The sequence below is a fragment of the Massilia norwichensis genome, from assembly GCF_024753245.1.
GTDB lineage: Bacteria > Pseudomonadota > Gammaproteobacteria > Burkholderiales > Burkholderiaceae_D > Telluria > Telluria norwichensis.
The window spans coordinates 102,520-127,414 of the sequence record NZ_JANUGX010000005.1 but is presented as its reverse complement, the minus strand read 5'-3'; the positions used below and the strand labels follow the sequence as shown (position 1 = coordinate 127,414).

The 24,895-nt window shown below is 66.6% G+C and carries 23 protein-coding genes; 9 read left to right on the top strand and 14 right to left on the bottom strand.

All coding sequences use genetic code 11. From position 1 onward, the window contains the following. Window positions 1–52: 52 nt before the first annotated feature. The 7 genes from NX782_RS06425 (at window position 53) to NX782_RS06395 (ending at window position 10,771) form a co-directional block, all read left to right on the top strand. Window positions 53–1,585 (top strand): dipeptidase, encoded by a 1,533-nt coding sequence (locus NX782_RS06425; protein ID WP_258844599.1) that lies wholly within the window; start codon window positions 53–55, stop codon window positions 1,583–1,585. Between the two features lie 367 nt (window positions 1,586–1,952). After that, on the top strand, window positions 1,953–3,047 hold the full coding sequence (gene galT, locus NX782_RS06420) for a galactose-1-phosphate uridylyltransferase (protein ID WP_258844598.1): 1,095 nt from the start codon (window positions 1,953–1,955) through the stop codon (window positions 3,045–3,047). Next, a complete protein-coding gene (locus NX782_RS06415; RefSeq protein WP_258844597.1) occupies window positions 3,044–4,147 on the top strand; it encodes a M24 family metallopeptidase in 1,104 nt (367 codons plus the stop codon). The genes galT and NX782_RS06415 overlap by 4 nt, the downstream gene beginning before the upstream one ends. Beyond that, complete coding sequence (galK, locus tag NX782_RS06410; protein WP_258844596.1) at window positions 4,144–5,256, top strand: galactokinase; 1,113 nt, start codon at window positions 4,144–4,146, stop codon at window positions 5,254–5,256. The genes NX782_RS06415 and galK overlap by 4 nt, the downstream gene beginning before the upstream one ends. Beyond that, the gene (locus tag NX782_RS06405; protein WP_258844595.1) at window positions 5,243–7,051 is read left to right on the top strand and encodes a glycoside hydrolase family 2 protein; all 1,809 of its coding nucleotides are present in this window, start codon (window positions 5,243–5,245) and stop codon (window positions 7,049–7,051) included. Before galK ends, NX782_RS06405 begins: the two co-directional genes overlap by 14 nt. Window positions 7,052–7,159: 108 nt before the next feature. Beyond that, window positions 7,160–9,787, top strand: coding sequence for an NAD(P)-binding protein (locus NX782_RS06400; protein ID WP_258844594.1), 2,628 nt, complete (start codon window positions 7,160–7,162; stop codon window positions 9,785–9,787). A gap of 3 nt (window positions 9,788–9,790) precedes the next feature. Beyond that, on the top strand, window positions 9,791–10,771 hold the full coding sequence (locus tag NX782_RS06395; protein WP_258844593.1) for a TraB/GumN family protein: 981 nt from the start codon (window positions 9,791–9,793) through the stop codon (window positions 10,769–10,771). Window positions 10,772–10,893: 122 nt separating this feature from the next. On the opposite strand, the gene NX782_RS06390 is transcribed toward NX782_RS06395, so the two are convergent. The 7 genes from NX782_RS06390 to NX782_RS06360 all read right to left on the bottom strand — a co-directional run bounded on the left by NX782_RS06390 (window position 10,894) and on the right by NX782_RS06360 (window position 16,120). Continuing rightward, the gene (locus tag NX782_RS06390; RefSeq protein ID WP_258844592.1) at window positions 10,894–11,757 is read right to left on the bottom strand and encodes a hypothetical protein; all 864 of its coding nucleotides are present in this window, start codon (window positions 11,755–11,757) and stop codon (window positions 10,894–10,896) included. A 165-nt stretch (window positions 11,758–11,922) separates the two neighbouring features. Next, window positions 11,923–12,324: a VanZ family protein gene (locus NX782_RS06385; protein WP_258844591.1), complete on the bottom strand. Its 402-nt coding sequence runs from the start codon at window positions 12,322–12,324 to the stop codon at window positions 11,923–11,925. A 119-nt stretch (window positions 12,325–12,443) separates the two neighbouring features. Then, window positions 12,444–12,797 carry a hypothetical protein gene (locus NX782_RS06380; RefSeq protein ID WP_258844590.1) on the bottom strand — a complete coding sequence of 118 codons (354 nt, stop codon included), beginning with the start codon at window positions 12,795–12,797 and terminating at the stop codon, window positions 12,444–12,446. A gap of 467 nt (window positions 12,798–13,264) precedes the next feature. Next, window positions 13,265–14,029 (bottom strand): SDR family NAD(P)-dependent oxidoreductase, encoded by a 765-nt coding sequence (locus tag NX782_RS06375; protein WP_258844589.1) that lies wholly within the window; start codon window positions 14,027–14,029, stop codon window positions 13,265–13,267. A gap of 72 nt (window positions 14,030–14,101) precedes the next feature. After that, the gene (locus tag NX782_RS06370; protein ID WP_258844588.1) at window positions 14,102–14,623 is read right to left on the bottom strand and encodes a TPM domain-containing protein; all 522 of its coding nucleotides are present in this window, start codon (window positions 14,621–14,623) and stop codon (window positions 14,102–14,104) included. Next, window positions 14,623–15,480: a TPM domain-containing protein gene (locus NX782_RS06365; RefSeq protein ID WP_258844587.1), complete on the bottom strand. Its 858-nt coding sequence runs from the start codon at window positions 15,478–15,480 to the stop codon at window positions 14,623–14,625. Before NX782_RS06365 ends, NX782_RS06370 begins: the two co-directional genes overlap by 1 nt. A 13-nt stretch (window positions 15,481–15,493) precedes the next feature. Next, the gene (locus NX782_RS06360; RefSeq protein WP_258844586.1) at window positions 15,494–16,120 is read right to left on the bottom strand and encodes a LemA family protein; all 627 of its coding nucleotides are present in this window, start codon (window positions 16,118–16,120) and stop codon (window positions 15,494–15,496) included. Between the two features lie 120 nt (window positions 16,121–16,240). Here NX782_RS06360 and pyrF point away from each other — a divergent pair, with 120 nt between their 5' ends. Beyond that, window positions 16,241–17,062 carry an orotidine-5'-phosphate decarboxylase gene (pyrF, locus tag NX782_RS06355; RefSeq protein ID WP_258844585.1) on the top strand — a complete coding sequence of 274 codons (822 nt, stop codon included), beginning with the start codon at window positions 16,241–16,243 and terminating at the stop codon, window positions 17,060–17,062. A gap of 37 nt (window positions 17,063–17,099) precedes the next feature. Here the strand turns inward: pyrF and sbcB are convergent, their stop codons facing one another. After that, the gene (sbcB, locus tag NX782_RS06350) at window positions 17,100–18,548 is read right to left on the bottom strand and encodes an exodeoxyribonuclease I (protein ID WP_258844584.1); all 1,449 of its coding nucleotides are present in this window, start codon (window positions 18,546–18,548) and stop codon (window positions 17,100–17,102) included. 99 nt (window positions 18,549–18,647) lie between these two features. Beyond that, window positions 18,648–19,607 carry a GGDEF domain-containing protein gene (locus NX782_RS06345; protein WP_258844583.1) on the bottom strand — a complete coding sequence of 320 codons (960 nt, stop codon included), beginning with the start codon at window positions 19,605–19,607 and terminating at the stop codon, window positions 18,648–18,650. Between the two features lie 105 nt (window positions 19,608–19,712). Here NX782_RS06345 and NX782_RS06340 point away from each other — a divergent pair, with 105 nt between their 5' ends. Further along, on the top strand, window positions 19,713–20,516 hold the full coding sequence (locus tag NX782_RS06340) for a helical backbone metal receptor (protein WP_258844582.1): 804 nt from the start codon (window positions 19,713–19,715) through the stop codon (window positions 20,514–20,516). Window positions 20,517–20,529: 13 nt separating this feature from the next. On the opposite strand, the gene NX782_RS06335 is transcribed toward NX782_RS06340, so the two are convergent. The 5 genes from NX782_RS06335 to NX782_RS06315 form a co-directional block, all read right to left on the bottom strand. After that, window positions 20,530–20,913, bottom strand: a complete 384-nt coding sequence (locus NX782_RS06335) for an HPF/RaiA family ribosome-associated protein (RefSeq protein WP_258844581.1) — start codon at window positions 20,911–20,913, stop codon at window positions 20,530–20,532. A 76-nt stretch (window positions 20,914–20,989) separates the two neighbouring features. Further along, entirely contained in the window at window positions 20,990–21,700 is a 711-nt protein-coding gene (locus NX782_RS06330; protein ID WP_258844580.1) for a DUF1345 domain-containing protein, read from the bottom strand. Next, entirely contained in the window at window positions 21,700–22,962 is a 1,263-nt protein-coding gene (locus tag NX782_RS06325) for an MFS transporter (RefSeq protein ID WP_258844579.1), read from the bottom strand. The genes NX782_RS06330 and NX782_RS06325 overlap by 1 nt, the downstream gene beginning before the upstream one ends. A 114-nt stretch (window positions 22,963–23,076) precedes the next feature. Next, a complete protein-coding gene (locus NX782_RS06320; RefSeq protein WP_258844578.1) occupies window positions 23,077–23,814 on the bottom strand; it encodes a class I SAM-dependent methyltransferase in 738 nt (245 codons plus the stop codon). 42 nt (window positions 23,815–23,856) lie between these two features. Then, complete coding sequence (locus NX782_RS06315; protein WP_258844577.1) at window positions 23,857–24,885, bottom strand: CDP-6-deoxy-delta-3,4-glucoseen reductase; 1,029 nt, start codon at window positions 24,883–24,885, stop codon at window positions 23,857–23,859. Window positions 24,886–24,895: the final 10 nt, after the last annotated feature.

The following is a 24,895-nucleotide window of genomic DNA, read 5'->3' as shown; positions in this document are numbered from 1 at the left end:
CGCATGCTAGACTTCTTGCGCTTTTGCAATTGGAGACTAGCTGCACATGAAAATGAAAACAAGACACACCCTGGCTGCACTGGCGCTGGCTTTTAGCGCCGCTGCCGCATCCGCCGCGCCGGCCGGCGCCACCGTACCGGGCGAGGCCGCGGTCAAGGCCGCCAAGCACGCCGTCACCGCCTACCGCGACGATGTCGTCGACACCCTCGCCAAGCTGGTCAGCTACAACACCGTGGCCGACAAGGACATCCCTTTCGAGCGCAATCCCCAGCACCTCGGCTTCAAGAAATTCCTCAAGGACGAGGCCGCACGCCTCGGCTTCGATTTCGCCGATTATGGTCACGTGCTCGTGATCGGCCTGGGCAGCCCGGATGCCCAGGAAAAGGTCGGCATGATCGCGCACGGCGACGTGCAGCCGGTCGATCCGGGCAAATGGAAGAAGTCGCCCTTCGAACTCGACCGCACCAGCGAGCCGGGCAAGCTGCTGGCGCGCGGCGCCGAGGACGACAAGGGACCGATCGCCACCGCCCTGTATGCGATGAAGTCGCTGAAGGACCTGCAACTGCCGCTGTCCAAGCGCATCGAACTCTACGTCTACATGGCCGAGGAGTCCGACTGGGAGCCGCTGGTGCAATTCGTGAAGACGCATCCGCTGCCGCAGGTGAACATCACGCTCGACGCCGAATACCCGGCGGTGACGGCGGAGAAGGGCTACGGCACGGTGGCCGTGACCTTCCCGAAGACGCTGCCCGCAGCGCCCGCGGGCGAGCCTTCCGTCGCGCAGTTCGGCGGCGGCTTCTTCGGCAGCCAGATCCCGGAAGATGCGCAGGCGCGCATCGCCAACCTCAGCCCGGCGCTGGAAAGCCAGATCAGGCAGCGTGCGGCCAAGCAGACCGGCATGCGCTATGCCTTCGAGCGCCAGGGCAAGGATTTGACGATCGTGGCCAAGGGCGTGTCGGCGCATTCGTCCAAGCCGGAAGATGGCCTGAACGCGATCAGCATGCTGGCCGATGCGCTGGCCGTGCGCACCTGGCCGGACAGCCCGGAAGGCGCGATGGTCAATTTCCTCAACGAGATGGTCGGCACCGGCTACCTCGGCGAAAAGTTCGGCAACATCGCCTACCGCGACAGCTTCATGGGCCCGATGACCTTCGCCCCCACCGTGATCCGCCAGAAGGAGGGCGGCGGCGAACTGTCGATCAACATCCGCCGTCCGCAGGGCAAGACCGCGCAGCAGCTGGGCAACGAGATCAACGCCGCGCTGGCGCAATGGCAGGGTGCGCACCAGGCGGTGCAGCTGGCCGACGTGAAGGTGCAGATCGGCGATCCCTGGCTCCAGCAGGATGCGCCGCAGCTGCCGGTGCTGATGAAGGTGTTCGCTTACTTTACCGGCGTCAAGGACCCGAAACCGGTGGCGGTGGGCGGCGGCACCAACTCGCGTCTGTTCCCGCATGCGGTCAGCTTCGGTCCGGCGATGCCGCGCACGGTCTACACGGGCCATTCGGAGCATGAGTTCATCACCCTCAAGCAATTGCTCCTGAATCTGGAGATGTACACGGCCGTCCTGGCCGAGCTCGCGGAGTAAGGCCGGGCCTTTATCTGGCGTGTTCACGCAGACAGTCGGCCTGCCGGCCCGCTGTCTGCATTTCCCCCTTCGTCCGCTTCGATCCCGTGTTTTGCCTGTAGGTCGAAGTCTCGCCAAAATCAGCGATTTTTTCTAATCGTTCTGTAGGTCCATGCCTACAAAATCCCTTGCTTCATAGGGAAAATACCCGCTCTATTTACGCTCTCCCTAGGAGGACGGGCGCCCGAGCCTGTCGCTCCTTTTGCGACCGCACATGAGCTTGTTGATGGGCGGAAAAGCTCGCGCTGACCCTTGGAAAATGTGTCGAAAACGCCATGATAGGATCGGTCACTGACCCGCAATCCTGACAGGACCGATACCGACCGCCATGCACATCCAAGAACTCGTAAAACCTGACGGACGTCCACTCACCCTCTACAGTAACCAGCCGATTCCGGCCGGCCTCGTTGCGACAAGCCCATTTCCCGACCCGCAAAACGCGAATCCGCACCTGCGCTGGCATCCGCTGCGCGGCGAGTGGGTCACCTACGCGGCCTTCCGCCAGAACCGGACTTACCAGCCGCCACCGCAGTACAACCCGCTGGCCGCGACCAGCGATCCGGCGCACCCGACCGAGATGCCGGCCGGCGACTACGAGATCGCCGTGTTCGACAACCGCTTCCCTTCGCTGGCGCTGGATTCGCACGATCCGCCGACGCTGACGGTGCCGACCGCGCCGGCCAACGGCCATTGCGAGGTGGTGGTGTTCACCCAGGATCCGCAGGCCGCGCTGAGCCGGCTGCCGCTGTCGCGCATCGAGCTGCTGCTGCAGGTGTGGGGCGACCGCACCACCCGCATCGGCGGCAAGCACCACATCCAGTACGTGCTCCCTTTCGAGAACCGCGGCGCGGAAGTCGGCGTGACCCTGCACCACCCGCACGGCCAGATCTACTGCTATCCCTTCGTGCCGAGCGTGCCGGCGCGCCAGCTGGCGCAGGAGCGCGAGTACTACCTGCAGCACGGCTCCAGCCTGCTGTGCGACATGGCGCGCGACGAGGCCGCCGACGGCAAGCGCGTGCTGTACCAGGACGAGCATGCGATCGCCTTCGTGCCGCCATGCGCGCGCTATCCCTATGAGGTCTGGGTGATGCCGACCGGCCCGTGCAAGGACTTCGCCGCGCTCACGCCGCCGCAGCGCGCGAGCCTGGCGCGCGCGCTGAAGACCGTGCTGCTCAAGTACGACAAGCTGTGGGACCGTCCTTTCCCCTACCTGATGGCCTGGTACCAGGCGCCCACCGACGGCGCCGAGCATCCGGAAACCCAGCTGCACTGCCAGTTCTATCCGCCTTACCGTACCCGCGACCGCCTCAAGTACCTGGCCGGCACCGAGCTGGCGGCCGGCATGTTCGCGATGGACGTGCTGCCGGAAACCACTGCCTACGAGCTGCAGCAGGTCGAGGTCGACCTGGAGGACCACGCATGAGCGTCACCGCGGACCCGCTGGCGCTGCGCGGAGCGGAGGCGGCCGCCAAGCTGGCGCTGCTGCGCGAGGCGCTGGCGCAATCGGGCGCCGGCGCGATCCGCCTGCGCGGCGAGGACTGGTTCGCCTGGGCCACCGGCGGCGCCGAGCTGCAGGCCCCGGGCGGATGCGAGAGCGGTGCGGCCGAGCTGCTGGTGACTGCGGATGAAGCCTGCGTCCTCACCGACGAGGTCGAGGGCGAGCGCTTGCGCCAGGAAGAGGTGCCGGCCGGCTTCACCTTCCACATCGCGCCCTGGACCGAGCCGGAACTGCACCAGACCTACACGCTGGGCGCGGCACGCGGGGGCGCGGTGCTGTCCGACCGTCCGCACAACGGCGACCAGCCGCTGCCCGCCAGCCTGAAGCTGCGCCGCATGGTGCTGGGCGCCGAGGAACAGGACCGCTACCGCGCGCTCGGACGCGCGGCCGCCGAGGCGATCGGCGAAGCGCTGCGCGCGGCGCGGCCCGACTGGACCGAATACCAGCTGGCCGGGGAGGGCGCGCGCGCCCTGCTGCGGCGCGGCATCCAGCCGGCGCTGGTGCTGGCGGCCGGCGAGCGCCGCAGCGCCCAGTGGCGCCGGCCGACGCCGTCGCACGAACCGCTCGGCGGGCGCGCGACACTGGCCTGCTGCGCGCGCCGGCACGGCCTGGTGGCGCGGCTGTCGCGCTCGGCCAGCTTTGGTGCTGCGCCGAGCGGGCAGGACGAATTGCTGCGCCTGGAATCGACCGGGCTGGATGCGATCCGCCCCGGCGCCTCGCTGGGGGCGGTCTACCACGCCTTCGAGGCCGCCTACCGCCATGCGAACCGGCCGGACGCGATCCGCGAACGGCGCCAGGGCGGCATCGCCGGCTACCAGGCCTGCGAACTCGCCGCCAGCCCCAGCACCGCGACCGGGCTGGAGACCGGCATGGCGTTCGCCTTCAACCCCGGCTTCGAGGGCATCGGCATCGAAGACACCTTCCTGCTCGGCGGCGCCGGGCTGGAGAACCTGACGCTGGACCCGCAGTGGCCGGCGGCGAACATCGGCGGCCGCGCAAGGCCGCTCTGGCTGGAGTTGACATGACAAGTGCAGAAACCTTCTTCGGCGGCGCCCCGGTGGCGTGCGCTACGGCACCCGGCCGGGTCAACCTGCTGGGCGAACATACGGACTACAACGACGGCTTCATGCTGCCGGTGGCGACCCCGCAGGGTACCACCGTGGCGCTAGCGCGCAGCCACGACGACCAGCACCACCTGTACTCGGGCACGCTCGACGGCAACGTCAGCTTCGCGGCGAAGGGCGGCAGCGCGCCGCAGGGCTTCGGCAGCTACATCGAGGGCTGCATCCGCCTGGTCGAGGCGCTGGGTGTCGAGATCCCGCCGCTGCGCGTGTTCGTCAGCAGCAACCTGCCGCTCGGTTCCGGCCTGTCCTCGTCGGCGGCGCTGGAAGTGGCGACGCTGCGCGCGCTGCGCCAGCTGCTCGGCGATGAGCTCGCGTCCCGGATGGACGACGTCAAGCTGGCGCAGATCGCCCAGCGCGCCGAGATCGACTACGCACACGTCAACTGCGGGATCATGGACCAGATGGCGTCCAGCCTGTGCGACGAACGGAACATGCTGTTCATCGACGCCCGCACGCTGGAGCACCGGCTGGTCAAGATGCCCGAAGGGACGGAACTCATCGTGATCGATTCGGGCATGCCGCGCACCCTGGCCGCCAGCAAGTACAACGAGCGCCGCGCCGAGTGCGAGGAGGCGTCGCGCAAGCTGGGCGTCAAGGCGCTGCGCGACGTTACCGACCCATCGGTACTGGGGCCGCTGCCCGAGCCGCTGCGCCGGCGCGCGCGCCACGTGGTGCTGGAAGACCTGCGCGTGCTGGAGGCCGCGAAGGGCGTGTCGGCCGAACGCTTCGGCGAGCTGATGAACGCCTCGCACGACAGCCTGCGCGACGACTACGAAGTATCGATTCCCGAACTCGACAAGCTGGTGGCGGCCCTGCAGGCGGCCCCCGGCGTGCTGGGCGCGCGCCTGACCGGCGCCGGCTTCGGCGGTGCCTGCGTGGCGCTGTGCCGCGCCGGCCAGGCCCGGCAGGCAGCACAAATCGCACTCTCCAACTACAACAAAGAGGGACGCAAGGGACGCATTCTGATCCCGGTCCCCGCCCCAGGAAAGGAAAACAATGAGCCAGTTTGAGTACCCCCGCCCCCAGCTGGTACGCGACAATTGGATCAACCTGAACGGCAAGTGGCGCTTCCGTTTCGATGACGAGGTATGCTGCAAGATGCCGGCAGGCGTGACCGGCTGGACCCATGAAATCAACGTGCCCTTCGCGCCCGAGACCGAGCTGTCCGGCGTCCAGGACACCGGCTTTCACCGCTTCTGCTGGTACGAGCGCGATTTCGAACTGATGCCCTCCGAGCAGCGGACCATCCTGCACTTTGGCGCGGTCGATTACTCGGCCAAGGTATGGGTCAACGGCCAGCTGGTGGCCGAGCACGAGGGCGGCCACACGCCGTTTTCGGCCGACATTACCCAGGCTCTCAAGCTTGATGGCAAGCAGGTCGTGACCGTGTTCGTCGAAGACGATCCGGCCGATCTCGCCAAGCCGCGCGGCAAGCAGGACTGGCTGCTGGAGCCGCACTCGATCTGGTATCCGCGTACCACCGGCATCTGGCAGACGGTGTGGATCGAGCAGGTCTCGCGCACCTTCATCCGTTCGCTGCGCTGGACCCCGATCTTCGAAACCTTCGAGATCGGCTGCGAAGTGTTCGCCGGCGGCGACATCCAGGAAAACATGTTCGTCGAGGTCAAGATCTGGCACGGCGAGCACCTGCTGGCGGACGACAACTACAAGCTGCTGCAGGGCGAGGCGAACCGCAAGATCGCGCTGTCCGACCCCGGCATCGACGATTCGCGCAACGAGCTGCTGTGGAGCCCGGAGCGGCCGACCCTGCTCGACGCCGAGGTGATCCTGCGCTGCGGCGACCGGGTGGTCGACCACATCAAGTCCTATACCGCGCTGCGCGCCTTCCACATCAACCGCGATCGCCTGCTGCTGAACGGCCGTCCGTATCCGCTGCGCCTGGTGCTGGACCAGGGCTACTGGAACGAGTCCTTCATGACCGCGCCATCCGACGAGCACCTCCGGCGCGACGTCGAGCTGGCCAAGCTGATGGGCTTCAACGGCGTGCGCAAGCACCAGAAGATCGAAGACCCGCGCTACCTGTACTGGGCCGACAAGCTCGGCCTGCTGGTGTGGGAAGAGATGCCCTCGGCCTACCGTTTCAGCCCGCATGCGATCAAGCGCATCGTCAAGGAATGGACCGAGGCGATCGAGCGCGACTACAGCCACCCCTGCATCATCGTGTGGGTGCCGTTCAACGAATCCTGGGGCGTGCCGAACCTGACGCTCACGCAGGCGCATCGCAATGCGGTCGAGGCGCTGTACCACCTGACGCGCACCCTCGACGCCACCCGCCCGGTGATCGGCAACGACGGCTGGGAAGCCTCGGCCACCGACATCCTGGGCATCCACGACTACGACGGCGACCCGGAAAAGATCAAGGCGCGCTACGAAGTCAGCGACCCCGTGCGCACCCTGTTCGACCAGCGCCGCCCAGGCGGACGCATCCTGACGCTGGACGGCTTCCCGCACCGCGGCCAGCCCATCGTGCTGACCGAATTCGGCGGCATCGCCTTCGATCCGAACGCGACCCCCGAGGACGGCACCTGGGGCTATACCCGTGCCCACACGGCCGAGAGTTATTTCGCGCTGTACGAACGGCTGCTGAAAGTGGTCAACGAGACCTTCATGTTCAGCGGCTTCTGCTACACCCAGTTCGCCGACACCTTCCAGGAAGCTAACGGCCTGCTCAACGCCGACCGTACCCCCAAGCTGCCGTTCGAGGTGATCAGCGCCGCAACCCGTAATGTCCCGCTGCAACCGAAGCAGGATGTGGAGGAGGGAGAGGGACCAGGGGCTGCCTGACGTTCGCTCGGGACAGCGCTCCCGCAGCGCAGGCGGTCGGTCCGCAGTACCGCACTCTATCAATCAACCGACCGCCCGCCGCGCTACGCGGGCGTTGAAGGAGCCACTATGTCTACGATCGTCGTTTTCAGCCACCTGCGCTGGGATTTCGTATTTCAGCGGCCGCAGCACCTGCTGTCGCGCCTGGCGCAGCATCATCCGGTCCTGTTCGTCGAGGAACCGGTACACGATGACGGCGCCCCGTTCATGGAGCGGTCCAGCCCCGCGCCGAACGTGACCGTGTGCCGCGCGCACACCCCGATCCATGCCATCGGCTTCCATGACGACCAGCTGCGCCTGCTGCAGCCCATGGTGGCGCAGCTGGCACCGCCAGGCGAGCAGGTCATCGCCTGGTTCTATACGCCGATGGCGCTACCCTTGCTGCAGTCGCTGCCGGCCTCGCTGGTGGTCTACGACTGCATGGACGAGCTGGCCTCGTTCAAGAATCCGCCGAAACAGCTGCTGCAGCGCGAAAGCGCACTGCTGAACATCGCCGACCTGGTCTTTGCAGGCGGCCCCAGCCTGTATGAAGCGAAGAAGAACCGCCACCCGAACGTGCACTGCTTTTCGAGCAGCGTCGACGTGGTCCACTTCCAGCAAGCCCTCGACCGGACCCGCGTGCACCCGCAGCAGGCGGAGATCCCGCATCCGCGCCTGGGCTTCTACGGCGTGCTGGACGAGCGCTTCGACCCCGAGCTGGCCGGCGAACTCGCCGACGCCCATCCGGAGTGGCAGATCGTGCTGGCCGGCCCGGTCGTCAAGATCGACGAGGAGCGCCTGCCGCGCCGCCCCAACATCCACTACCTCGGCCAGCAGCCGTATTCCGCCTTGCCCGACCTGCTGGCGGGCTGGGACGTCTGCCTGATGCCCTTCGCGATCAACGAAGCGACCAGGTTCATCAGTCCGACCAAGGTGCTCGAATACATGGCGGCCCAACTGCCGATCGTCAGCACGCCGATCGCCGATGTCGCCAATCCCTACGGCCATGTGGTCGCCATCGCCAGCGGTGCGCGCGAATTCGTCGCCGCCTGCGAAGCGGCGCTGGCCATCACCCCGGAGCAGCGCGCGCACATGGTCGAGGCCATGCGCGCCGTGGTGGCCGCAACCTCCTGGGACAACACTGCGAAGCACATGCACGAGCTGCTGGAATCGACGCCCGCGCGCAGCGAAGGCACGGCCGCGCAGCGCACAGCCGCTGCGCAGCCTGTTACGCATGCCGCTGCGGCCACCCCGAAAGTCAATGCGCTGCGCAGCCAGGGCGCGCGCCACGTCGGCACCGTCGTCATCGGCGGCGGCCCGACCGGCCTGTCGGCCGCTTACCACCTCGGTGCGGACACGCTGCTGCTGGACCGCAACGAGACCGTCGGCGGCTGGTGCCGTTCCATCGAAGACAAGGGCTTCACCTTCGATTACGCCGGCCACATCATGTTCTCGAACGACCCCTACGTGCTGAAGATGTACGAGGTGCTGCTGGGCGATAACGTGCACTGGCAGAACCGCGAAGCCTGGGTCTACAGCAAGGGCGTCTACACGCGCTACCCCTTCCAGGGCGCGCTCTACGGGCTGCCGCCCAAGGTCATCACCGAGTGCGTGATGGGGGCGGTCGAGGCCCATATCGAAGCCAAGGCCGGCGCCAACGATGCCAAGGCGTTCGGCGCAGCGGAGGTCGAGGATTGCTGTGCCGACGGCACCACCGACGTCTGCAATACCGGGCGCTCGGTCAAGGGCGAGGTCAGGAATTTCGAGCAATTCATTTATCAAGTCTGGGGCAAGGGCATCGCCAAGCATTTCGCCATCCCCTACAACCGCAAGCTCTGGACCGTGCCGCCATCCGAGATGGAAACTTCCTGGCTGGGCGGACGCGTGCCGCTGCCGAACCTCGAAGAAATCGTGCAGGGCGCGCTGGAACCGGTACCGACACCGGTCGGACCGAACGCCCGTTTCGGCTATCCGCGCAAGGGCGGCTTCCAGGCCCTGATGAACGGCTTCCTGCCGCACATCAAGGGCAAGGTCGAGCTGGGAGCGGAAGTCGTGCAGGTGCTGCCGCGCGAGCACATCGTCGCCCTGGCCGACGGCCGCCGCTTCCGCTACGACGATCTGATCTCGACCATGCCGCTGCCGGAGCTGGTCAAGGCGATCGGCGACGAAGCGCCGGAAGCGGTGCGCAATGCGGCCAGAGGCCTGCGCCACGTGTCGATCCGCTGCGTCAACATCGGCCTGGGTATCGACACCGAGCGGGTCGTCACCGACAAGCATTGGATCTACTATCCGGAAGACACGATCTTCCACCGCATCTTTGTGCAGGGGAACGCATCGCCGGCATGCAACCCGCCGGGCGGCTTCGGCTTCACCTGCGAAATCTCGTATTCACCGACGAAACCGCTGCCGCTCGAAGGCGAGGACCTGATCGCGCGCGCGATCGAGGATTGCCGCCGGGTCGGCATGATCCGGGACGACGACCGCATCCTGACGGCGAACCAGGTCGACATGCCTTATGCCTATGTGCTCTACGACCACCAGCGGGCGCGCAATGTCGAGACCTGCAAGGCCTGGCTGAAGCAGTTCGACATCACCCTGGTCGGCCGCTATAGCGAATGGGAGTACTACAACTCCGACCACGCCCTGCTGGCCGGCAAGCGCGGCGCCGAGACCGTGTTGGCCAAGCGCAGCCGCGCGCAGAAAGTCGGCGCGGAATAAGCGATGGGGCCGTCCGCCTGGCGCCGCCGGGCGGCGGTCATCGTGGCCAGTCTGCCTTTCCTGGGCTGTACCCTGGTCGGCGGCCCGCTGCGGGCAGGCGAATTGGCCGCCGCCTACTTGCCTTATGGATCGGTGGCGGACAACCCGCGGCCGGTGGCCGCGGCGCACCAGGGCGGCCTGTTCCGCGTCAGTCATGATGGCCGGGTGGCCTATCTGTTCGGCACCGTGCACGTGGGCACGCGCGGTTTCTATCCGCTGCCGCCCGAAGTCGAGCGTGCGCTGGGCGGCGCCAACCGCATCGTCGTCGAACTCGACACGCGCGCCAACGGCGATTACCTGCGCGCGCTGGCCTTGCACGGCAGGTATGCGCCGGGCGACGACATCCGCAAGCACCTGCCGCCGGCCACGGTGCGCGCGCTGACCGCCGTCCTGCACGCGCAGGGCATCAGCATGGCCAGCATGGCGGCCTATAAACCCTGGCTGCTTGCCAACCTGCTGCTGAGCATGGAGCTGGAGCGCAAGGGCTACCGCCGCAGCGAGGGCGTGGAGCAGACGCTACTGGCACAGGCGCGCCGGCACGGCCTGAAAGTGGCCCAGCTGGAGAGCGCCGAGTACCAGTTGGCCCTGTACGACACCATGGGCGAAGCGGAAGCGGCGCGCTACCTGCAGGAAGTACTGGACGGGCTGGACGATGGGCGCGCGCTGCGCACCGCCCAGGCCGTCATCGAAGCATGGGCGTCGGGCGATGCACGCGCCCTCGACGTCGTGCTCCAGGAAAGCACGGCCGGCCCCGGCGTGGTTGCCGAGTTCACGCGCCGCGTGCTGCTGGGACGGCGCAATCCCGACATGGCAAACCGGATCGAACACCTGATGCGCGAGGACAGCGTCACCTTCGTCGGCGTCGGCTTGCTGCACCTGTTCGGCGCCAATGGTTTGCCCCAGCTGTTGGCACAGCGGGGCTACCTGGTCGAACGCGTATATTAGAGCGTCTAAAAAGCCCGATGGCGGCGTTGCACCGTCTCGCCGTACTAGCGTACTGTCTTCGTGGTACGCCACTGCGGCGGTGCGCCTTGCCCTCGGGCTTTTTAGACGCTCTAATGAAAGGTTTAACGCTGGATTGCGCCGCCGCTCAGGTTGACCCGGTCGCCGCTGCGGAAGTCCGGCGTGGTTTCCTGGGTGATGACCTGGGTGCTGCCGTCGTCCATGCGCAGGGTGATGCGGTGGACGCGGTCGCTCGAGGAGCTGCCGGTGCTGCCGGTGGCGCCGCTGCCGCCCACTGCCGCTGCGCCGACCGAACCTGCGCCGGCGACGCCGCCTGCCGTGCGCGGTACGACTTCGACTGCCAGGACCGTCGCGTTCGGGCTCGAGCTGGCGGCCGTGGATGCACCGGTGCTGGACGAGCCATAGCTGTCCTGGCCGCTGGTGGTGCTGGCCGTGCCGCCGCTGGTGCCGGTGGTGGAGGTGCCCGTGCCGCTGCCGCTGCCACTGTCGTAGGTGCCGGTGCCGCTGGTGCCGGAACTGCCGCTGGTACCGGAGCTGCCCGACGAGCCAGAGCTACCGCTGGTGCCGGAGCTGCCCGACGAGCCGGAGCTGCCGCTGGTGCCGGAGCTGCCGGACGTCCCCGAGCTGCCGGAGGTGCCCGAACTGCCCGAGCTGCCTGAAGTGCCGGTGGCCGAGGAGCCGGTGCCCGAGCTGGACTGGTCGTAACCGGAGCCGGTGGCGCTGCCCGAGCTGCCGCTGGAGCCCGAGCTGCCGGAGCTGCCCGAGCTGCCGGTGCCGCCGCCCCAGCCGGCCGAGCCGCTGGTGCCGGTGCCCGCGCCGGTGCCGGACATGCCGCCGCTGCCGCCGCTGCTGGTAGAGCTGCCGCTTTCCATGCCGCTGGTGTCGCCCTGCATGGATTTACACGCGGACAGCCCGAAAGCCAGGGCCAGCAAGCCTGTCAGGAGCACGCTCTGGTGTTTTAGCTTCATGATCAACTCCTTCTGATGGGATGGATATGTCAGGTATGTGCGTGACGATGCCGCGTGCCACTCGGGTAAGAGGCGCGTTCGGGAACGATGTTCAGGCTGACTCGGGTTGAACATGAGCCACGTCAAGGCCGTGGCAGGATGCGGGAATTCCGCGCGCGGCTGGTCTCAGCGCTTTGCCACGACGAGCGTTTTCGGCAGCACCGCGCACAGCGCCAGCACGGCCAGGATGGCCGCGCTGCAGTCGACGGCCCAGTCGTGCACGTCGGCGCCGCGGTAGGGGAAGAAGCTCTGGATAAACTCGTCGCCGGCGCCCATCAGCGCAACCGCCAGCACCGCCTTGACGGCGCGCGTGGCCATGCTGCCGCTGCTGCCCAGGAAACACAGGCATGCCAGGACCGCATAGGCGCTGCCATGCAGCACGACCCCGGACGCATACTGGCCAATATCCGCACGCGCACCCGGAACATTTCCCGCAACGACAATCAGCAGGTACATGAGGGCGGCACAACCAATACAGGCGGCGCGAACACGGGGGTGCAGCAGCAACTGGGACAGCATGGCGTTCATGGCAAGCGATCTGACAAAAGATCTACCTTACCATGACGCATGCCTGGGGGTTCGCAAGGGAGGTTTGGCCCTGTGCCGGCGGTCCGTAGTGCGGAACGTCGGCCAAGCGCGGGATCGCGTCAGATCGTGAGCGCGGGCGTCCCGTTGGGGTAATGGGCGTCGAAGCAGCTTTCGCACTCGGCGCAGAAAAGATGGGCGACGCGTACGGTCCGCTGTCGCAAGACGAGCTTGAGGTGATGTGTGCGGCACTTCGGACAGATCTCGCGGACGCTGCCGAAAGTCAGTACGTGAAGCGGCTGGTCTTCATCGTCGAGGTGGTCGATGACCATGCGCGGATTCAGTTCGCTGAGAACCAGGTAGTCATCTGCGCTTTGGTGCTGCCGGCGCGATTGGTGTTGCTGGGGTGGCGACATCGTTTCAGGTAAATTCATAGGGATGGCTCCATGAAAAAACGCAAGCGCGAAATTCATCATAGCGAAATCCTCGACCGGATCAAGCACTGAGGTGGATTTTTATTTGCGACGTTGCATTCACGCCAGTTGCTGCGGGAGCAAAAAAAAATGCCCGCCAACGGAGGACGGGCACAACCCAAGATAGGGCCAAGAGACGCAGAATCCGGTGCGGCGCACCGCGTTGCGGTACGCCTTTCTGCGATCACGCATATCGGTTGCGTGTATGCAGATGAACTCAGTATAGAAGCCGAATATGACTCGGGTATGACGCCGCTCAAGCGAACGCAGGTTCGTTACGAACGAATTCGGCTGAGGCCGGTCTACCAACGATGGGGATAAAAAAAAGCCCGCTTCAGGAGCGGGCTTCAAACTATTTTCTTGGAGGAGAATAGTGGAGACAGGTGAGATTATGCTGCGCCGCGATATATGCGTCCAATTTTGATTCTGGATAGCAGACATTCGCAGCCTTCATAACTGATCGGCTCGGCTTATTCCTTTACCGGCACCGTGTAGTTCAGGGCCATGCGGCCGCCGTCCGCGTACAGGGTCTGGCCGGTCATATAGGACGCGTCGTCGCTGGCCAGGAAGGCGGCGATGCCGGCAATCTCTTCCGGCTCGCCGCAGCGGCCCAGCGGCGTGCGCGACAGGATGGTATGGCGCGCCTCCGGACTGCCCATCACCGCGTTCTTCGCCAGTTCGGTCAGGATGGTGCCGGGGCCGATCGCATTGACGCGGATGCCGTGCTCGGCCAGCGCGATCGCCGCCACGCGGGTCAGCTGGTTCACGCCGCCTTTCGAGACCACGTAGGGAATCTGGTTCGGGATGGTCAGCTCGGCGTTCACGCTCGACATGTTGATGATGCAGCCGCTGTTGCGCTTGACCATCTCGCGCGCCACCGCCTGGCTGCACAGGAACATCGATTTCAAGTTGACGCGCAGGACGCGGTCGAAGTCTTCTTCGGTCAGGTCGAGGAAGTTGGCGGCATGGGTGACGCCGGCGTTGTTGACCAGGATGTCGACATGGCCGAAGGCTTCCAGGGTGGCGGCGAGCATGGCGTCGACATCCGATTTCTGGCTGACGTCGGCACAGAAGAAGCGGGCATTGTCGCCGAGCGCTTCGGCCGCCGCCGCGCCTTCCTGGCGCACGTCGACCAGCATCACGCGCGCGCCTTCGCGCACCAGGCGCTCGGCGCAGGCATAACCGATTCCCCGGCTGGCTCCGGTAACGATGGCGACTTTCTGGGCAAGTTTCATGGCAGGCTTTCCTGGATGGCTATAAAGAACGCCATTGTACTCAGCCCGCCCTGACGACGGCAGTGACGGCAGCTACAGCATGAGCGGCTTGTCCGGCAGCTCGTTCGGCCGCGCGCCGTTGGAGGGGAAGTGCTGGCGCAGCAGCGCATTGACCTGCCCGATGGCCTCAAGCGTGGCCTCGTGGAAACGGCCCTGGGCAAAGCCTGCCGTCATGGTGTTGCAGATCGCCTGCCAGGTGGCGGGATCGATGCGGCGGTTGATGCCGCGGTCGGCAACGATGTCGACCTTGTGGTCGGCCAGGTTGACGTAGATGAGGACGCCGCAATTGTCCTCGGTGTCCCAGATGCCATAGTCGGCAAACAGCGCCAGTGCGCGCTGACGGTTGCTGACGCCGTCCCACACGGCGGACAGCGGCAGCGATTTTTCGACCACCAGCCGGACCTCGCCGCGGTGGGTCTGCTCGCCGGCCGTGATCGCTTCGGCGATGGCTTCCAGGGTCGCCGGCGGAAACACGCGCGCGGCTTCGGTCCTGGTGCTGAGCAGGTGGCGCAGGCTGCGTTTGATGCGGCCGGGATGATGTTGTGCCGAATCCATTACCAGTCTCCCGAAGCGCCGCCGCCGTCGAAGCTGCCGCCCCCGCCGCCGGAAAAGCCGCCGCCACCCGAGAAGCCGCCGCCGCCCGAAAAGCCGCCGCCACCGCCGCGCTGATTGTTCATGTTGCTGAGGATGCTGCCGAGGATGAAACCGGTGGCGCCGCTGTTCCAGCCGTTGTCGAAGCGCCGCCCGATGCCCGGCTGCGACAGACGCGAACGGCGCGGGCTGAAGACCGAGCGCAGCACCATCAGGCCGATGACAATGAAGAAGATGCTCATCACGATGCCGGGGCCGCCGTCCTCGTCCTGCGCCTGTCCTTGCGCCTGGCCCGGCTGGGCCTGCGGCGCCGGGAATTTCTCCTGGTTGAGGAGGGCGGAAATCGCGCCGACCCCGGCCACCAGGCCGCCGTAGTAATCGTTCTGGCGGAAGTGCGGGGCGATCGTGTCTTGCAGGATGCGTTTCGATTGCGCATCGGTGAGCACGCCTTGTACGCCGCGTCCGGCTTCGATGCGCAGGCGCCGCAGCGAGGACGGGTTGTCGCGCGCAACCAGCAGCAGCACGCCGTCGTCGACGCCCTTGCGGCCCAGCTTCCAGGCATCGGCCACGCGGATGCTGTATTGCTCGATGACCTCGGGCTCGGTCGATTTCACCAGCAGCACCGCGATCTGGCTGCCGGTCTGGGTCTCGTAGTCGGCCAGCACGCGCTCCAGGTTCTGGCGCTGCTCCGGCGTCAGCATGCCGGCCTGGTCGGTGACGCGCGCCGTGTACTCGGGCACGGGCTTGAGCTGCGCCTGCGCCTGCCCGGCCAGGAGCAGACTCAGGGCAAAGGCCCACAGCAGGCGCAGCACGGGGTTCATCCCTGGCGTCCGCTTATTTGCCGAAGTCGACCTTCGGCGCGGTCGAGATCGCGCGCTCGTTCTCGACCGTGAACGAAGGCTTGGGCGCGTAGCCGAACATCTTCGCCGTCAGGTTGGTCGGGAAGCTGCGCGCCAGCACGTTGTAGTCCTGGACCGAGGCGATATAGCGCTGGCGTGCCACGGTGATGCGGTTCTCGGTGCCTTCCAGCTGCGACTGCAGGTCGCGGAACTGGGTGTCGGCCTTCAGGTTCGGGTAGGCTTCCGACACGGCCATCAGGCGCGACAGCGCGCTGGACAGCTCGCCCTGCACCTGCTGGAACTTCTGGAAGGCTTCCGGGTTGTTCAGCACTTCGGGCGTGATCTGGAAACTGGTGGCGGCGGCGCGCGCACGGGTCACGGCTTCCAGGGTTTCGCGTTCGTGACTGGCATAGCCCTTCACGACATTGACCAGATTCGGGATCAGATCGGCGCGGCGCTGGTACTGGTTGACCACTTCGCCCCAGGCGGCCTTGGTTGCCTCGTCCTTGGCCTGGAACTGGTTGTAGCCGCAGCCCGACAGCAGAACACTGGCCAGCACCGCCGACAGCAGCATCGCGGTCCAGCGCGTGAACAGGGAAGGCGTCGAAGAAGGTTTCGTCATGATGAAGTCCACTGCAAGTTGTCGAATACATAAAAATATACCCGAAATGGCCCGGTCGCGGCGTCCGGCCTGGGCACGGTACAATATCGGGTTTGCAATGCGATAGAGAAGGGGCCTGCCATGAACTTCATCGACAAGCTGAACGCCGCCTGGCGCAGCAACGATTCCCTGCTGTGCGTGGGGCTCGATCCGGACATCGAGCGCCTGCCGCAGCACCTGCGCGATCATCCCGAAGGCATCGCCGAATTCTGCAAGGCCATCATCGACGCGACCGCCGACCTGGCCTGTTCCTTCAAGCCGCAGATCGCCTATTTCGCGGCGCTGGGCGCGGAAGACCAGCTGGAAACCGTGTGCCGCTATCTGAAAGAGCGCTATCCGCACATCCCGCTGATCCTGGATGCCAAGCGCGGCGACATCGGCGCCACCGCGCGCCAGTACGCGCGCGAGGCCTTCGACCGCTACGGCGCGGACGCGGTCACGGTGAACCCCTACATGGGCTTCGATTCGGTGGAGCCCTACATGGAGTGGGCGGACCGCGGCGTGATCGTGCTGTGCCGCACCTCGAACGCGGGCGGCTCGGACCTGCAATTCCTGGACGTGGGCGGACGCCCGCTGTACCAGCACGTGGCGCAGCTGGTGGCCGACAAGTGGAACAAGAACGGCCAGTGCGCGCTGGTGGTCGGCGCCACCTTCCCGCAGGAGCTGGCCCAGGTCCGCGCCCTGGTGGGCGACATGCCGCTGCTGGTACCGGGCATCGGCGCCCAGGGCGGCGACATCGAAGCCACCGTCAAGTCGGGCCGCACCGCGAACGGTGCCGGCATGATGATCAATTCCTCGCGTGCCATCATCTACGCGCAGCCGCAGGGCGGTGAGGATTTCGCCGCGGCCGCACGCCGGGTGGCGATGGAGACGCGCGACGCGATCAACGCGCATCGCGGGTAATCGAACGCGCGTGGGCACGGGGAGCCCGCGTTCACATTCAATACCGCTGCGGCGCGATCGACTCCGCGTAATCGTACAGCGCACCCAGAATCGCCTCAGCCCGCTCATCCGCCGTCTCCGACAGCGCATCGATCTCGGCAAACAGCTGGTCGATCGTGCGTGCCCCGCCGGCGCCCTCGAACAGGCGCGCCGCGCGGTGCGCTTCCCAGGTTTCCATCTCGTGCTCGTGCAGCGTGTGCGGGAAGTTGCGGCAGCGGTAGCGGAACAGGATCTCTGCCAGTCGTTCGTCCTCGAAGCTCGGCGCCCGGCCGACCAGGCGGGTAGGGTGCTCGGCGCGCAGCGATTCGAGCTGGCGCCGGTCGCCCTGCGAGACGAAGCCGTTGTACAGGTCTTCGTCGACGTCGACCTCGCCCCCGGCCGCCTCGCGCTGGAACACCTTCTGCCACACCGTGCCCATGTCCGGGCCTTCCGCGGCGATGCGCGCATGCGCCAGGCACTGTTCGATATCGAGCTGCCATTTGTCCGCCAGCGCCGGCTGCAGGGTCTTGAGGTTCCCGACCAGCATCGGCGATTTGTTCAGGTGCACGCTCTTGATCGGCAGGCGGGAGACGCCTTCCGGCATCTCGGCGGCCCGCGTGAACAGGCGTTCGCGGATCGTTTCCACGCTCAGTGCGAAGAGCTCCGACGGGTCGTGGCGGCAATCCCAGACCAGCACCTCGTTCTTGTTGGTCGGGTGCGTGGCGAGCGGCCACACCAGGCCCAGGCAGCCGCGCTCGGCCGGGAACATGCCGGACACGTGCAGGAAGGGCTTGCGCTGGCTGCGTTCCAGGTGCAGGCCCATCTCGCTGGCGACCCTGTCCTTGCGGCGCAGTTCCAGGCAGAAGTCGAACAGCTTCGGCTGCTTCGAGCGGATCAGGCGCGCCATCGCGATGGTGGCGCGCACGTCGGACAGCGCATCGTGCGCGGCCTCGTGCACCAGGCCGTTGGCGCGCGTCAGGTCTTCCAGGCGGAAGCTGGGCTTGCCATCCGCCTTCATCGGCCAGTTGATGCCGTCCGGGCGCAGCGCATAGGTCATGCGCACCACGTCCAGCAGGTCCCAGCGGCCGCAGCCGTTCTGCCACTCGCGCGCATACGGGTCGATCATGTTGCGCCAGAACAGGAAGCGCGTGACTTCGTCGTCGAAGCGGATCGTGTTGTAGCCGACCCCGACCGTTCCCGGCTCGCTGAAGGCTTCGCACACGCGCTTGGCGAACTCGTGCTCCGGCACGCCGTGCTCCAGGCAGTGCTGGGGCGTGATGCCGGTGATCAGGCAGGCCTGCGGATCGGGCAGGTAGTCGGGCGCCGGCTGGCAGTAGATCATGACCGGCTCGCCGATCTCGTTCAGCTCGGCGTCGGTGCGGATCGCGGCGAACTGGGCCGGGCGATCGCGCCGCGGCACCGCGCCGAAGGTTTCGTAGTCGTGCCAGAGGAAGGTGTGGTTGCTCACGGGGTGGCTGCTCCGGGGTTGCTCATTAGTTGCGACGGGTCATTCTAACTTGCCGTCCAGCCCATCTCCAATCCAGCCGCAAGCGTCAAAGCGGAACCATCAGGTGCAGATGCGGTCCCGTCCGGCCTCCTTGGCGCGGTACAGCGCCGCATCGGCCGCTTCGACCAGGCCGCGCTCGTCCTGCTCCGCGCCCAGGCTGGCCACGCCGAAGGACCCCGTGATGTGGGGCAGGGCGATGCGCATGTCGTCGAACACGACCGCTTCGCGCATGCGCCCGCACAGGCGCTCGGCCACCATCACGGCCAGCAGGCGGTTGGTGTTCGGCAGGATCGCCATCAGTTCCTCCCCGCCATAGCGCACCGCAAAGTCGGACGGACGCAGGGCGCTGCGGATCACGGCGGCGGCGGTCGCCAGCGCGGTATCGCCGGCCATGTGGCCGTGGGTGTCGTTGAAGCGCTTGAAGTGGTCGAGGTCGATCATCACCAGCGACAGCGGGGTGCCGTCCATGCGTGCGCGTGCAACCAGCTTGGGCAGCATGTCGTTCAGCCAGGCCCGGTTGTAGAGGCCGGTCAGGCTGTCGTTCATCGACAGCTGGCGGTAGAACTCGCCCAGCTTCTGGCGCCGCCGCAGCAGGGCGTTGGCGGCGCGGATGCGGAAGGACAGCAGGCGCAGCAGGTTGCGGGCGACGCCGTTGGCCTCGTCGATCAGGCGCCAGACCAGGGCCGGCTCGATCACCAGCAGTTCGCTGTCGCTCAGCGCGGTGATGGCGTCGAGGTTGGCAGCATCGTCGAGCACCGATTGCTCGCCCACGCTCTCGCCGGGCAGGACGCGCTGGACCTCGCCTTCGCCGGTGGCCGTGGCCGGCTGCACGCCGAGCGAGCCGGACAGCACGACATAGAGGCGCGCACGCAGGCCGTCTTCGACCGGTTCGCCTTGCGCGACCCGCACCACCGGACACGCGGCCAGCAGCGCCGCCACGGCCGGGGTGTCGGCATCGCGGAACAGCTCCAGGTCGCGGATGGCGTAGCGGGACGCGCCGAAGGCGCCGATGATCTTCAATGGAGCCTCCGGTCGATGGGGAATATTGACAAGCTCGAAATCATACCGCATCGCAACTTCAATCGATACTTGGCGTCGGATAAACAACAATGTTTCAATAGCGGGATGAATCCATCGAATGCCCTCATCGACGCCCTGGGCCGGCAGCACGAACCGGCACCCGGCGCCCGCATCGTCTGCCTGGTGCCCTCGATTACCGAACTGTTGTGCGAGCTGGGACTGGCCAGCCAGCTGGTCGGGCGCACCGGCTTCTGCATCCATCCGCACGATGTCGTCGCCGCCATTCCCAAGGTCGGCGGCACCAAGGACGTCAACATCGAGAAGATCCGCAAGCTGGCGCCGACCCACGTGGTGGTCAACATCGACGAAAACGAAAAGCCGACCGTCGACCGCCTTGGCGAATTCGTGCCCCACATCGTGGTCACGCACCCGAACACGCCGCGCGACAACCTCGGCCTGGCGCGCCTGATGGGCGGGATCTTCGGTAGAGAGCAAGCCGCCGAACGCTGGTGCGCGGCCTTCGAGGCAGAATATGCGGCCCTGAAGAGCGAGCCGGCGGGGCCGGCGCGCACGGTGCTGTACTGCATCTGGCAGGACCCGTGGATGGCGGTGTCCAGCGACACCTATATCGCCAGCATGCTCGCCGAACTGGGCTGGCAGGTGCCCCGGCTTGGGAAGGGCGAACGCTATCCGCGCTTCGAGTGGTCGCAAGCGCTGGTGGATGGACTGGATGCGGTGCTGCTGTCGACCGAGCCCTACCGGTTCACGGAAGCGCACGCGGATGCGCTGGAGAAGCAGATCGGCATTCCCGTGATCCTGGTCGACGGCGAGATGATGTCCTGGTACGGAAGCCGCGCCCTCGAAGGCTTGCGCTATTTACGCAAGCTGAGAGGGGCGGTGGAAGGCTGAAGCGGCAGGCCGCTTACTGGTTGTCGGTCAGGCCCTTATAAGACTCGATCGGCACATCGGCGTCCAGCGGGACGGCGGCGCGCTTGTTCTTGTCGTTGAGGCGGCCCAGGGCGCTGTCCAGTGCGCGCTTGAGTTTGCTTGCGGCGCCCGCGATCGACTGATGCAGGTCGGCGGCGTGGGCATGCACGACCACCGCGTCGTAGCCGGCCACGCGCGCTTCCATCATGCAGTACTGGTCGCCGTCTTCGTGCTTCTGGCCGTTCTGGTTGCTCAGGTGGACGTCCACGCGGCGCACCTGCTCGAAGCGGCCGACACTCGATTCGACAGCTTCGCGCACGCGTTCGTCGAGGCCCTGGTGGCGGTCGATGGTGTTGTCGGTATTAACGTTGATTTCCATAAATCGCTCCAATAGTTGACACTGTTGAAACGATCTTACACCGTCCCGCGCATTGACCGCGTTCCGCTTGGCGCGCTCATGAGTTCACGAAGCCTGCCGCGATATTGATCGACAGCCCGAGAATGAGCAGATTGAAGAAGAAGGCCAGCACCGAATGGCCGAGCACGAGCTTGCGCATGCTGCGCGACGTGACCGTCACGTCCGAGGTCTGGACCGCCACCGCGATGGTGAAGGAGAAGTACAGGAAGTCCCAGTAATCCGGCTCGATGGCGCCGCCGTCCGGCTCTTCCTCCGGGAAGCGTAGCGGCGCGTGGTCGCGTGGCGCGCGGTAGTACAGGTGGGCGTAGTGGAAGCAGAACAGGACGCCGACCAGCAGCCAGGAGCCGATCACGGTCAGCGCCGTGAAGGCATAGCGCAGCGCGATCTGGTCGGCCGGCACGTGGTCCATGCGGGTCAGTTCGGAGACGATGGCGTACAGGCTCAGGATCGCACCGACGACCAGGGTGAACAGCACCAGGCCCGCGCTCTCGTCCTGCCGGCCGGCGATGTCGCGGACCTTGCGATGGTCGGCCCGGGCCATCATCCAGGCCATGCCGATCAGGTAGACCCAGACCCCGGCATTCCAGCCGATCAGCGCGCGCCGCAGCCAGGGATGCGAATCCGGCCAGGCCAGGCCGACCACGGTGCCGAAGGCGATCGCCAGCGTCAGGTGCGGACGCGAACGAACGAAGCGGTGCAGCAGGCGCCGCCCCTTTTCCCTGTCGCGCCTGTGCTCCGCCTTGTCCATTATCCCGCCTTCGTCTTTGCGGCTTCTTCCGCCTCATGGTGCGGGAAGCGGTCCATGGTCGAGAGCACCGGGAACAGCTTCATCCAGGTGCCGGTCACCACCAGGGTGGCGGCACCGCCGAGCAGGATCGCGCGCACCAGGCCGAACCAGCTGGCGGTCAGACCCGATTCGAACTCGCCCAGTTCATTCGAAGCGCCGATGAAGACCGAGTTGACGGCGCTGACGCGGCCGCGGATCTCGTCCGGCGTTTCGTACTGCACCAGCAGGTGGCGCACGTAGACGCTGACCATGTCGCCGGCGCCCAGCAGGAACAGGGCGATCAGGGCCACGGCGAAGGTACTGGTCAGGCCCATGGTCACGGTGGCCGCGCCGAACAGGGCCACCCCGCCGAACATCCAGGCGCCGACCTTGCGGCGGATCGGGTAGAAGGCCAGCAGGATCGAGCACAGCGCGGCGCCGGCGCCGGGCGCGGTGCGCAGCAAGCCGAGGCCGGTCGGACCGGCGGCCAGCACATCGTGCGCATAGGCCGGCAGCAGGGCGGTGGCGCCGCCGAACAGTACCGCGAACAGGTCGAGCGAGATCGCACCCAGCACGATCGGGCGCGAGCGCACGAAGCGCAGGCCTTCGAGCAGCGTATGCCAGCTGACCGGCGCCTTGTTCATCGCCTGCGGCGCGCTGCGGGTAGCGGCCATCAGCAGCACCGACAGCGCCAGCAGCACGCTGGACACCGTGTACACCACGTTCGGCCCGAACACGTACAGCAGGCCGCCCAGCACCGGGCCGGCGATCACCGCCACGTGGAAGGTCGAGGAGCTGAGCGCCACCGCCTGCGAGAAGGCTTCGTTCGGCACCAGGTTCTTCAGCACCGCCTGCGAGGCCGGCATCATGAAGGCGCGCGCACTGCCGTACAGCACCAGGATCGCGAACACCGGCCACACGACATGGCTGCCGGACAGGGTGAAGCCCACCAGCAGCAGGCTGCACAGCAGCTGGGTGCACATGCACAGCAGGATGATGGTGCGGCGGTTGTGGGTATCGGCGACATGGCCGGCCCACAGGATCAGGGCCAGGAAGGGCGCGAACTGCGCCAGGCCGATCAGGCCGAGGTCGAACAGGCTTTGCGTAATCTGGTACACCTGCCAGCCGACCGCGACACTCTGCATCTGCACGGCCAGGGTGCCCAGGAAACGGGCGGACAGGTAGAAGGAGAGGTTACGGTTGCGCAGGACGGCGAGGCCGCCCGTGGGGGAAATCAGGGACATGAGATGACGTGAGCAGAATCGACGTCGTCCCCGCGCAGGCGGGGACCCAAGTTTGCGTGCGTTTCGTCAGCGCACACGACTTGGGTCCCCGCCTCCGCGGGAACGACGGTGGTGTTATTTTTTGAATCGAAGGGCAAACTTGTCATCCGGCGCATTCATCTTGAAGAAAGGCTGCTCGCGCGGATCCGACGCCACGTGCAGGTAGTCGCTGCGCGCATCGAGCTTGAAGCCGGCCCTGGTGACTTCCTCGACCACGGTCTCTTCGTCGATGCGGTGCAGGGTCTTGGTGGCCGACAGACCGGCCCCTTTCCTGGCCGCGTTGTCGACGATGACCAGCACGCCGCCCGGTTTCAGGGCCTCGTACAGGCGCTTGTTCATCGCCGCACGGTCGGCCGGGGTGTTGGCGATGTCGTGGTAAGACATGTTGATGGTGACGAGGTCGAGCGGCGGCGTGCCTTTCGGGACCGGGTCGTTGAAGTCCGCCACGATCGCGTGCAGGTTCGGCAGGGTCGCATTGCCCACGCGTTCCTGCAGTTTCGGGTTCGGCTTCGCATTCTGCGCCCAGACTTCGCCCTTCTGGCCCACCGCCGCCGTCAGCAGGGCCGCGGTGGCGCCGCCGCCCGCGGCGATGTCGAGCGCCTTCATGCCGGGCTTGACCCCGGCAAAGGCCAGGAACTCGGCCGGCTTGCGCTTGGCGTCGGCCTTGCGGTCGTCGTCAGTGCGGATCGGGCTGGCAATCGCCGCCTGGTAGCTGCCGCCTGCCGGCTGGTCGGCGGCGATGGCGGAGACACCAGGCAGGACGGCCAGCAGGCTGGCGGAAAACAGCAGGGCGGAACGAAGCGAAGTACGCATGGTGGAACCCCTTATAGGAACTGCACGATGGGTGGACGAAAATCAGGACTGCGCCAGGTCGGCCTCCGTCGTGAACGCGTCGGCATAAAACTCTTCCGCCGGCAGGCCGCATTGCGCCACGTAATCGTTGCGAGCCGAGTCGACCATGATGGGCGCGCCGCAAGCATACACCTGGTAGCCCGACAGATCCGGGATGTCCTGCATCACGGCGGCGTGCACGTAGCCGCTGCGGCCGGTCCACGCGTCTTCCGGCAGCGCGTCCGAGATCACCGGCACATAGCGGAAGTGCGGCAGCTCGCGCGCCCATTGTTCGCACAGTTCGTGCATGTACAGGTCTTGCGGGCGGCGGCCGCCCCAGTACAGGTGGACAGGACGTTCCGACTTCAGGTGGATCATGTGTTCGACCAGCGCCTTGACCGGCGCGAAGCCGGTGCCCGAAGCCAGCAGCACGATCGGCTTGTTCGATTCTTCGCGCAGGAAGAAGGTGCCGAGCGGACCCTCGAAACGCAGGATGTCGCGCTCCTTCATGGTCGAGAACACGTGGTCGGTGAACAGGCCGCCCGGCAGGTGCCGGATGTGCAGTTCCAGCGGACCGCTGAACGAAGGCGCGTTGGCGATCGAATAGGCGCGGCGCTTGCCGTCCTTCAGCAGGAACTCGACGTACTGGCCGGCGCGGTAGGCCAGGGCTTCGTTGGCCGGCAGCTGCAGGCTGAGGATGGCGACGTCGGGCGCGGCGCGGCGGATGCCGGTCACGCGGGTCGGCATCTTGCGCACCGGGTACTCGGTGCTGCCGCCGACTTCACGCGCTTCGATGACCACGTCGCCCTCGGGCACGGCGCAGCACATCAGCGCAAAGCCTTGCAGCTTTTCCTGCTCGGACAGGGCGCGCGCCTGGTGCGGCTTGTGGTGGATCGTGCCTTCGACGACCTTGCCCTTGCAGGAGCCGCAGGCGCCGTTCTTGCAGCCGTAGGGCAGTCCGATGCCGGAGCGGATCGCCGCTGCGAGCACGGTTTCGTCCTGCTCGCATTCGTAGTGGTGGCCGCTGGGCTGGACAGTGATCTGGAACGTCATACAATCCTCG

Bases quoted from the DNA above. Each gene is read 5' to 3' on its own strand.
- NX782_RS06425 (WP_258844599.1), top strand. From the start codon at position 53: ATGAAAACAAGACACACCCTGGCTGCACTGGCGCTGGCTTTTAGCGCC.
- galT (WP_258844598.1), top strand. From the start codon at position 1,953: ATGCACATCCAAGAACTCGTAAAACCTGACGGACGTCCACTCACCCTC.
- NX782_RS06415 (WP_258844597.1), top strand. From the start codon at position 3,044: ATGAGCGTCACCGCGGACCCGCTGGCGCTGCGCGGAGCGGAGGCGGCC.
- galK (WP_258844596.1), top strand. From the start codon at position 4,144: ATGACAAGTGCAGAAACCTTCTTCGGCGGCGCCCCGGTGGCGTGCGCT.
- NX782_RS06405 (WP_258844595.1), top strand. From the start codon at position 5,243: ATGAGCCAGTTTGAGTACCCCCGCCCCCAGCTGGTACGCGACAATTGG.
- NX782_RS06400 (WP_258844594.1), top strand. From the start codon at position 7,160: ATGTCTACGATCGTCGTTTTCAGCCACCTGCGCTGGGATTTCGTATTT.
- NX782_RS06395 (WP_258844593.1), top strand. From the start codon at position 9,791: ATGGGGCCGTCCGCCTGGCGCCGCCGGGCGGCGGTCATCGTGGCCAGT.
- NX782_RS06390 (WP_258844592.1), bottom strand. From the start codon at position 11,757: ATGAAGCTAAAACACCAGAGCGTGCTCCTGACAGGCTTGCTGGCCCTG.
- NX782_RS06385 (WP_258844591.1), bottom strand. From the start codon at position 12,324: ATGAACGCCATGCTGTCCCAGTTGCTGCTGCACCCCCGTGTTCGCGCC.
- NX782_RS06380 (WP_258844590.1), bottom strand. From the start codon at position 12,797: ATGATGAATTTCGCGCTTGCGTTTTTTCATGGAGCCATCCCTATGAAT.
- NX782_RS06375 (WP_258844589.1), bottom strand. From the start codon at position 14,029: ATGAAACTTGCCCAGAAAGTCGCCATCGTTACCGGAGCCAGCCGGGGA.
- NX782_RS06370 (WP_258844588.1), bottom strand. From the start codon at position 14,623: ATGGATTCGGCACAACATCATCCCGGCCGCATCAAACGCAGCCTGCGC.
- NX782_RS06365 (WP_258844587.1), bottom strand. From the start codon at position 15,480: ATGAACCCCGTGCTGCGCCTGCTGTGGGCCTTTGCCCTGAGTCTGCTC.
- NX782_RS06360 (WP_258844586.1), bottom strand. From the start codon at position 16,120: ATGACGAAACCTTCTTCGACGCCTTCCCTGTTCACGCGCTGGACCGCG.
- pyrF (WP_258844585.1), top strand. From the start codon at position 16,241: ATGAACTTCATCGACAAGCTGAACGCCGCCTGGCGCAGCAACGATTCC.
- NX782_RS06340 (WP_258844582.1), top strand. From the start codon at position 19,713: ATGAATCCATCGAATGCCCTCATCGACGCCCTGGGCCGGCAGCACGAA.
- NX782_RS06335 (WP_258844581.1), bottom strand. From the start codon at position 20,913: ATGGAAATCAACGTTAATACCGACAACACCATCGACCGCCACCAGGGC.
- NX782_RS06330 (WP_258844580.1), bottom strand. From the start codon at position 21,700: ATGGACAAGGCGGAGCACAGGCGCGACAGGGAAAAGGGGCGGCGCCTG.
- NX782_RS06325 (WP_258844579.1), bottom strand. From the start codon at position 22,962: ATGTCCCTGATTTCCCCCACGGGCGGCCTCGCCGTCCTGCGCAACCGT.
- NX782_RS06320 (WP_258844578.1), bottom strand. From the start codon at position 23,814: ATGCGTACTTCGCTTCGTTCCGCCCTGCTGTTTTCCGCCAGCCTGCTG.
- NX782_RS06315 (WP_258844577.1), bottom strand. From the start codon at position 24,885: ATGACGTTCCAGATCACTGTCCAGCCCAGCGGCCACCACTACGAATGC.